At 60.6% G+C, this 9045-nt stretch carries 5 protein-coding genes and 2 tRNA genes; 6 read left to right on the top strand and 1 reads right to left on the bottom strand.

The window, feature by feature from the left end:
* Positions 1-204: 204 nt before the first annotated feature.
* The 6 genes from AC50YL_RS24000 (at position 205) to AC50YL_RS23975 (ending at position 5634) form a co-directional block, all read left to right on the top strand.
* Positions 205-280, top strand: a tRNA-His gene (locus AC50YL_RS24000).
* Positions 281-301: 21 nt separating this feature from the next.
* A tRNA-Gly gene (locus tag AC50YL_RS23995) sits at positions 302-376 on the top strand.
* 231 nt (positions 377-607) lie between these two features.
* Positions 608-1525: a helix-turn-helix transcriptional regulator gene (locus tag AC50YL_RS23990; protein ID WP_494835249.1), complete on the top strand. Its 918-nt coding sequence runs from the start codon at positions 608-610 to the stop codon at positions 1523-1525.
* Between the two features lies 1 nt (position 1526).
* Complete coding sequence (locus tag AC50YL_RS23985; RefSeq protein WP_494835247.1) at positions 1527-2162, top strand: D-sedoheptulose-7-phosphate isomerase; 636 nt, start codon at positions 1527-1529, stop codon at positions 2160-2162.
* Positions 2159-3148: an ROK family protein gene (locus AC50YL_RS23980; RefSeq protein WP_494835245.1), complete on the top strand. Its 990-nt coding sequence runs from the start codon at positions 2159-2161 to the stop codon at positions 3146-3148. The genes AC50YL_RS23985 and AC50YL_RS23980 overlap by 4 nt, the downstream gene beginning before the upstream one ends.
* Positions 3145-5634 (top strand): alpha-mannosidase, encoded by a 2490-nt coding sequence (locus AC50YL_RS23975; protein ID WP_494835244.1) that lies wholly within the window; start codon positions 3145-3147, stop codon positions 5632-5634. Before AC50YL_RS23980 ends, AC50YL_RS23975 begins: the two co-directional genes overlap by 4 nt.
* Before the next feature lie 251 nt (positions 5635-5885).
* Here AC50YL_RS23975 and AC50YL_RS23970 read toward each other — a convergent pair whose 3' ends face one another.
* Positions 5886-8795, bottom strand: coding sequence for a family 78 glycoside hydrolase catalytic domain (locus tag AC50YL_RS23970; protein WP_494835242.1), 2910 nt, complete (start codon positions 8793-8795; stop codon positions 5886-5888).
* Between the last annotated feature and the right edge of the window lie 250 nt (positions 8796-9045).

Below are 9045 nucleotides of genomic sequence, written 5' to 3'. Positions count from 1 at the left end.
ACGTGTGGAGCTGACGAATACTAATCGGTCGAGGGCTTATCCAAGCACATTCGGCATGCAGCTAAGCAAGAGACCTTCGCAAAGGTTCGTATCCAGTTTTCAGGGTGGAATGCTTGAAAGCAAGTTGGAGTGCCCACCGATGTGGGTTTTATTTATGAAGTAAGCTATCCAACTACAGGTATTGCATCTCTACATAGGGTTATGGCGATCGTGGCGAAGGGGTTAACGCACCGGTTTGTGGATCCGGCATTCGTGGGTTCAAGTCCCATCGGTCGCCCCAGTAATCTTTTTACCGTTTCTTGCGGAAGTGGCTCAGCGGTAGAGCATCGCCTTGCCAAGGCGAGGGTCGCGGGTTCGATTCCCGTCTTCCGCTCCATCCTTTATGACGATAAGTCTTTGTCTGCGCTCGGCGCGGATAAGGGCTTTTTTTGTGTTCGCTCGGGAAGCCCCAGTTTCGCAAGCGTTGGAGACGACCGATTATATGCCAGCATCGCGGGAAAACTTGGCATGATTTTATAAAGGAATCCGTGTATTTGTCATACGAATGCGTTGGAGATGTTTTATACTGATCTGAGAAGAAGTAAGCGCAGTCGAGGGGGAGTTTACATTGATCGGAGAAGTTTCCTATCCAGGTCCGCTTCGGATCTTGCAGCGCCTCATGATGCAGCCGATACGAATCGGGGGATTTACGATCACTTTGTTGGATGCGCTTTCAGCAGAACATGAGGAAGCTTGGTCGCACCCCCCGCATCGTCATCCCTGGTATGAATTCAACTATGTATCGGACGGCGGGTTGTTCACGACCTCGGCGGGGACGGAGTTTCGGATCGAAGCCGGGCAATCGTATTTGATTCCTTCGGGCGTCGTGCATTCGCATCGGCATGGAGCCGGCGAGGCGGACGACGGATTTTGCCTGCGTTGGCAGTTCCAGCAGGAAAGCGGAGGCGATGCCTTCAGCCTCGCGGAGGAAGCGGAGTTTATCCGCTGCTTCTCTTCGGTGCGTGCGTATGCGTTGAAGCCGGAAACGGCGGCGCCGCTATTCGCGCTGCGGCCGGAGTCGAGCTTGCTGTCGCTGCGTACGGCTTTCGCGGGCTGGTTGACGGGGCTTTTCGAGGACTGGCGGGTCGCTGCGCCCGCTGCGCCGTTGCAGGCGCATGATCATGGCGATACCGTTGTCCGCCAAACGATGCTGTTTCTGAAAGCGTATTATGCGAACGAGGTTCGCGTGCAGGACATCGCCAATGCCCTGCATGTCAGCTACCGGACGCTCGCAAGGCTGTTCCGGGCGCAGACGGGGCTGACGGTCGTGGAGAAGCTGAACGACATCCGCGTGCAGCAGGCGAAGAAGCTGCTGATCGAGACGGACATGCCGATGAAGCAGATCGCGCTTGCGGTCGGGCTCAAGAACGAGTTTTACTTCTCGAATTTGTTCAGGCAGGTCGCGATGGCAACGCCGTCGGATTTTCGTGCTCTCCGTCATGACGAACTCGCGGCGAATCCTCGATCCGTAGAAAGGGGCATATGACATGCATCATCGGTTATCCGCGATGATCGGAAAATATCCCGAGCTGGATGCGTGCGTGCAGGAGACCGCACTGGCGTACGAGCTCTTGGTCAATTCGTACCGGAACGGCGGCAAGCTGCTCGTATGCGGCAATGGCGGCAGCGCCGCGGACAGCGAGCACATCGTCGGCGAGTTGATGAAAGGCTTTCTCTATAAGCGGTCGGTACCGGCAAGCTTCAGGGAATCGTTGATTCGCCTCTTCCCGGCGGACGGAGCGCAGCTGGCGGACCGATTGCAGGGCGCGCTGCCGGCGATATCGCTCGTGAGCCATGCCTCGCTGATGACCGCGTTCGCGAACGACGTATCCGCTGAAACGGTGTTCGCCCAGCAGGTATACGGTTACGGCAAAGAAGGCGACGTGCTGCTCGGATTGAGCACCTCCGGCAATTCGCCGAATGTCGTTCGGGCCATCCAGGTAGCCAAATCGCTCGGCGTGCGGACGATCGGCCTGACCGGCCGCGACGGCGGAGCGATGAACATGCTGTGCGACGTGACGATCCGGGTCCCGCATGACCGAACGCCGGATATCCAGGAACGGCATCTGCCGATCTACCATGCCCTGTGCATGATGATGGAGGAGGCGTTCTTCGACGCATGAAGCTGTTGGCTGGAATCGATATCGGCGGGACGAAGTGCGCGGTCAGCCTAGGCGTGTTGGATGGCGAAGGAGGCATCGCGATTATCGGGAAGACTCGTATGTCGACGCCTTCGGAACCGGAAGCGGCTATTGCGTGCATGATCGACGCCTTGGAGGAGCAGTTGAGGAAGCTGGCCGAGGGCGAGCTATGCGCAATCGGCATCAGCTGCGGCGGCCCGCTCGACAGCCGGCGGGGATTGGTGCTATCGCCGCCGAATCTGCCGGGATGGGACGCGGTGGATATCGTTACCCCGTTCGCCGAGCGGTTCGGCGTTCCGGCGGCGCTTCAGAATGACGCCAATGCCTGCGCGCTGGCGGAATGGAAATGGGGGGCGGGTCGAGGCTGCCGCAACATGATTTTCCTGACCTTCGGGACGGGCATGGGCGCTGGCCTCATCCTGAACGGCGCGCTCTACTCGGGCACGAACGACCTGGCTGGCGAGGTCGGCCACATTCGGTTGGCGCCGGAAGGTCCGGTGGGCTACGGGAAAGCCGGATCATTCGAAGGTTTCTGCAGCGGAGGCGGGATTGCCCAGCTGGCGCGGATGATGGCGGAGGAGCGCCTGAACGAGAGCAATCCGCCGTCGTTTTGCCGGACGAGAGCGGAATTGCCCTTGCTCACCGCGGAGCTCGTAGGCCGAGCAGCCGAGCGGGGAGATCCCCTCGCGGTCGAGATTTACCGGTTGTCCGCGCGGAAGCTCGGGAGGGCGCTCGCCGTGCTCGTGGATATCTTGAATCCCGAGCGAATCGTCATCGGCAGCATCTACGGCAGGCAGCGGGCAATCATGGAGCCTGTCGTGCTGGCGGAGATGCACCGGGAGTCGCTGCCGCTCTCCGCATCGGCATGCGAAGTCATGCAAGCGGGACTGGGCGAGCAAATCGGCGATTACGCGAGCTTGTCCGTCGCCCTACACCATTTGAACGAGAAAGGCGGCAATCTAACATGACGAACAGGGCGAAGCAGAAGATTCATTTGATCGGCAATGCGCATCTGGACCCCGTCTGGCTGTGGCAGTGGCAGGAGGGTTACGCGGAGATCAAGGCGACGTTTCGTTCGGCGCTCGACCGTCTGCGGGAATATCCGGATTTCGTGTTTACCCGCTCTTGCGCGGCCTATTACCGCTGGATCGAGGAGAACGCGCCGGACATGTTCGCGGAAATCCAGCTGCGCGTGTCGGAGGGCCGCTGGGTCATCGTCGGCGGCTGGTGGATCCAGCCGGACTGCAATTTGCCGTCGGGCGAATCGTTTGCCCGGCACGGCTTGTACGGCCAGCGGTACTTTCAGGAAAAATTCGGGATGATGGCGAAGGTCGGCTACAATGTCGACTCGTTCGGCCACAACGGCATGCTGCCGCAGCTTTTGAAGCAGAGCGGGATGGATTATTACGTGTTCATGCGTCCCGAGAAGCACGAGAAGGAGCTGGAGCGCAATCTGTTTTGGTGGGAATCCGAGGATGGCAGCCGCGTCATGGCGTTCCGTCTGTCGGACAACTATTCGACGAGCTGGGGGCTTCCGTTCGAGGAGAAGATCCTGGCGCACGGGGATATGGCGGATACCGACGGTCACCCGCATATGACGTTCTACGGAGTCGGCAACCACGGGGGCGGTCCGACGATCGCGAATCTGGAGACGATCGAAGCCTTGCAGACCCGATACGGGCAGGAGCGGATCGTGCTGAGCTCGCCGAACCGCTATTTCGAAGAACTGGCGGCAGCGCAGCCGAAGATTCCGGTCGTGAAGGACGAGATGCAGATGCATGCGATCGGCTGCTACTCCACCCATTCGGAGTCGAAGGAGAACAATCGCCGCGCGGAGCATCGACTCTTGACCGCGGAAAAATTCTCGTCGGCGGCGAACGTGCTGCTCGGCTTGCCGTACCCGCGGGAGCAGCTGAAGCTGGCCTGGGAGAACGTCATGTTCAATCAATTCCATGACATCATGGGCGGCTGCAGCATTCGCGAGGCGTTCCAGGATGCCCGCGAATCGTACGGGGAGTCGCTGCATCTCGCGGCGAAGGCGCTAAACGCGGCCGCGCAGCGGCTGTCTTGGTCGATCGATACGAAGAAGCCGGAGATCCGGTCGCTGAGCAAAGACAAGCATTGGCTGTCCTGGGAGCATGGCGATCTCGGCACTCCGCTGGTCGTATTTAATCCGCTCTCCTGGGAGGTCGAGGTGCCGATCCATGCCAACCGGCGCATGACGGGCGTGACGGACGATCAAGGCAATGCCGTGCCGGCACAGATCGTTCGCGCGTCGCGTACGAACGGACGGGACAATTGGGATACGCTGTTCATGGCGCGCGTGCCTGCCATGGGTTATCGGGTCTACTGGTGCTTTTTGACCAAGGAAACGGCCCCGGCAGAGGTGGAGACGCGGGTGACGGCAGAAGCGAACGTGCTGGAAAACGCCTTCGTCCGGGTGGAGCTCGAACGGCATACCGGCTATATCTCCCGGCTGCTCGACAAGCGGACGAATGCCGACGTATTCGGCGCTCCTGGGGCGGTGCCGGTCATCATCGACGAGCATCACAGCGATACATGGGGCCACGGGCTGCAAAGCTACCGCGATCTGATCGGGTATTTCGCGGATGCCGAGGTCAAGGTGCTGGAGAGCGGCCCGCTGCGCGGCATTATCCGCGTCACGAGCCGCTATAACGGTTCGACGCTGCGGCAGGATTTTATTCTCCATGCCCATGCCGCGGAAATTCTGGTGAAGGTACAGCTGGATTGGCGGGAAAAGCACAAGATGCTGAAGCTGTCGTTCCCGGTTGCCGTAGAGCAGCCGGAGTCGTATTCGGAGATTCCGTACGGCTATATCCGGAGGGAGGCGGACGGCAGGGAGGTGCCGGGCCAGCAGTGGATCGACGTCAGCGGCAAGGTGCCGGGTTCGGAAGGCAGACGCGGGTTGGCGATATTGAACAACGGCAAATACGCTTATGACGTGCTGGAGCGCGAAGCGAGGATGACCGTGGTCCGCAGCCCGATTTTCGCCGATCACTACGGCGAGCGCGACGACCAGGTCGAGTTCATGGATCAAGGGCTGCAGGAGTTTACCTATGCGCTTGTGCCGCATGACGGCAGCTGGCAGGACAGCGGCATCGTCCGCAAAGCCTACGAACTGAACGTGCCGCCGATTGCCGTATGGGAGACGTACCATGAAGGGCCGCTTCCGCAGCGGCTGGAAGGCATTCGGATCTCGGCGGAGCACATCGTGTCCACCGCATTCAAACGGGCGGAAGACGACGATGGCTGGATCCTGCGCTGTTACGAAACCGCGGGACGGCCGGCGGAAGCCGATATCGGCCTTCCGATGCTGAACCGCCGATGGCAGGGATCTTTCGGCAAATGCGAGATCAAGACGTTCCACATACCGGATGACGCGGGACTCCCGGTTCGGGAAGTGAATTTGGTAGAGTACGAGGCTGCGAAGTAATGGCTGGTTGTTATTACAAAATCAAAATCCCTTCGGCAATGTTGCCGAAGGGATTTTGATTGCGGCCGTCAAGAAGAGGAGCATCCGGTCGACGGGTCAGCGGACTATGCAGGTAACGGACAGCGGGTCAAAGAGCTATGCAGGTAACGGTCGGCGGTTAATTATGTCTCGGATAGGTCAATCCGGTTAGAAATAGGCTCCGTGAAACAAGAAGAGCAAGGGATACGCCGAATGCGTCCCTTGCTCTTGTACTATGCGCCTATAATGACGCAGTCCGATTCAAGCGTGTAGCCTTCCGGACCGGCAAGCTCCAGTTCGACCGAGGTCGGCGACGCGACGCGAAGCTTCATGACTTTCGCGGCTTCGTCGAGCTGCCAGGAGACGTCGATCCGCCCGCTGCCCGGCAGGGGGACGGAACCGCGCGCCCAGGCAAGACCGGACGGCTTCGGAGCGATGCGCACCTTAGTCCAGCCCGGCGTGACGCCGCTGACGCCAAGCACCTCGGAGCCGAGGAAGTAGACGGGGCCGGCCGACCAGGCGTGGCAGTGACTGCGAGTCGGCATCTTATCGTTATGCGTGATGCCGCTGGTCGGATATACTTCCCAAACGGTCGTGGCGCCTTGATCCACCATGGCGCCGTATTGGGTCAGAATATCCTTCGTCATGACATCCTGCTGGCCGAGCTTCGCCAACGCCTCGTGGTAGAAGAACGACATGAACGGACTGCCGATCTGAACGAACGCGGCCGGCGGCTCCACGATATAACCTCGCAGCAATTCGGCCCGTTCGCCGTCCGGAATGCCGCACAAGCTGGCGACGACTTGCGTTTGCATGCTGAGCGTTTTCGAAGGACGGCCGTCGGCATGGATGCAGTCGAGGTACGCCTTTCGGTTCTCGTCCCAGAGATGGGCGTTAATCGCATCGCGCAACCGGTTCGCCGTCTCTTGGTAGACGTCATGCGCAGCCGTATCGTCCGCCGCTGCAGCAAGCGCAGCCGCGTCCCGCAGCGATTTCACCAGGAACATGTTTTGCGGCGCGACGACGCCGTCCCCCGGTTGTTCGAAGTTCGCCCAGTCCAGCAGATTCCACCCTCTGATCTTCAAAAGGCCGCGTTCTTCGATTTTCGCGAGATAATGGTCCAGCGTGAAGCGGACATGCGGCCACAATTCGCGCGCGAATGCCGCGTTTCCGGTATAGCGGTAATGCTCCAGGCAGGCCGTGACCCAGAAGAACGTCCAGTTCGGAATGACGCTGCTCCAGCCGCTCGGCACCTGATCGGCATAGAGCGGCGTCTGGAACGCCGATTCCGGCACGAGCCGCAGGATGCGCTCGACGATCTCGGCGGAACCGAAGGCGTAATAGTTGATCAACGAAGCGTTGCGCGCGTCGCCGACCCAGAACGTCTGCTCGAATGCCGGGCAGTCGACGAACGTATCCTCCATGCACAACCGAGTCGTATCCCGGCTGATGCGCCAGATCTCGTTCAGCATCGCGTCGCTGGATTGGAAGGTCCCGGCGTCGGCGACCGGGAAGTTGCTCTGCAGCAGCTTGACGTCATACAGCTTCGCCGGTCTTGACGCGCCTCGTACCGTTATCGCCAAATAACGCAGGCCTCGTCGAACCAACGACGCGTAGGCTTGTCTCCCCTCGCGGCAGGTGTAGCGCAAGGTGTTGTCCAGTTCGTACGTATACTGGCGCCAGCCGTCGCGCATGTATTCGAAGCCGTAGAAATCGACGATCGTGCCTTCGGCGGCATCGAGCTCGAACGCAAGGTACCCGCTCAATTCGCGCCCGAAGTCGATGAGAATTTCCGTGTCCAGCTCCGGATGCAGCGGAATGACGCCGGCATCGGCGCTGGCCAGCACGGCGCGCTGCAGGGCAGCCGGCACCGGCTGCGGCCGGTCGACGACGCGCCATGCGGTCTGGCTGTAGACGTCCGCCGTATGATAAAGCCGCGGATCGATCGGCTTCACCCACTCGCGGTAATCGGCCAATTGTCGCTCCGAAGCAACCTGCTTGATCTCCGCGTACAGAGGCGGATTGCGATCGATGACGCTTTCCGGCCGATGGTCGACGTGCTCCGCCCAGCCGAAGGAGCCGATCGCGGCAAAAGGAACCTCGGAGCCGCCGTCTCCGGCCGCGCCGATGCTCGGCGAGCGAACCTCGAACGGAGCGTCGCTGTCCAAGCCCAAATGGTAGGCATGGCCGTGCATTTCCCGGTTCAAGTCGAGCAGCAGCAAATGCTCGCCGGCCGCGAGGCGCACTTGCACGAATTGCTGCGGGGCTTCGCCGTAATAATCCGCCTCCGCGCACCATTGTCCATCCAGGCTGACGCGCAGCGGCATGCGTCCGTTATCGACGCTGCCGACCGTCAGCACGCCGTCCTCCGCCATCGTGACGACGGCGGCGAGCAGACCGATGATCGTGACGGTATTGGCGTGGTCGACGCTCTCCGGCACCATGATCGTCCGTACGTCGAACGCAGCGCTCCACGGAACGGGCTTCATGAAGTTCATTTCCTCGACGCGCGCCGCATAGACCGGCTCCTCCGTCAAGTAAGGGATCGGGCGCGGCGATAGGGTCGTCCACGGCGCCATGCCGGAAGCGCCGATCGCTTCGGCCCGTTCCCATGCGGAATCGTCGAATCCGGGCAGCTTCCAGCCTTCGTCCCATCCGCGGCCGTCGAAGCGCTCCGTAAACCCGAGCTGGCAGGAGATCCGCTGGGAGGTGGCGTCGTAGGCGCCGTGAATCGCGGTCGTCCACGACGCGTCCGTGCGGACCGGCGTCCCGGAGACTTGTCCGTCCGCGCCGAATCGGTCGACCTGGAGCAGCAGACCGCCGCGACCGCGCAAATATTGAAACGTCGCCAGGCCGTAATGAAGCACGATGACGGCGATCGAGTTCTCCGCGCCTTGCTTCAACAAATGGCCGATCTCGTATTCGTCATAGGGCAGGTTCGAGGGGAAGGAGCGGATCGGCCCCCGTCCGACCTGCGTTCCGTTCACGTATAGCACGTAACGGGAATCCGCGGTCAGCTTGAGCTTCGTCTCGCCTCCCGCCGCACCTGCTTCTTCGCCGCAATGGAAGGTTTTGCGGAAACAGCGCCATTCGTTGCGGGGGCTTGCTTCGCCTTGTCCCCATATCCAGGATGCTTGCCACATCGGTTGTTGCCTCCTTGTAATCGTGTTCATCCCCTTCATTGTAATGGAGAAGAAGTGCTTGGACAGGGATTGATCCGGACTTAATTAGGGGGCATTACGGACATTTGAGCTGTGGGAAACCCCGTCAAGCGCAAGGTACTGCCCCCACCCTTACATAATGTGGAAGAAAGGCCGATTTAGCCGCCATAACGAATGGTGAGGGCAGGAGAACGCGGAATACGGCCCGAATACCGGCAGGAAGCGTTTTCCT

The organism is Paenibacillus sp. J22P277 (assembly GCF_059383675.1).
The sequence above is the reverse complement of the archived record's forward strand: the minus strand, read 5'-3'. Positions and strand labels throughout refer to the sequence as shown.

Coding starts and splice junctions, on each gene's coding strand:
- AC50YL_RS23985 (WP_494835247.1), top strand. CDS start 1,527: ATGCATCATCGGTTATCCGCGATGATCGGAAAATATCCCGAGCTGGAT.
- AC50YL_RS23980 (WP_494835245.1), top strand. CDS start 2,159: ATGAAGCTGTTGGCTGGAATCGATATCGGCGGGACGAAGTGCGCGGTC.
- AC50YL_RS23975 (WP_494835244.1), top strand. CDS start 3,145: ATGACGAACAGGGCGAAGCAGAAGATTCATTTGATCGGCAATGCGCAT.
- AC50YL_RS23970 (WP_494835242.1), bottom strand. CDS start 8,795: ATGTGGCAAGCATCCTGGATATGGGGACAAGGCGAAGCAAGCCCCCGC.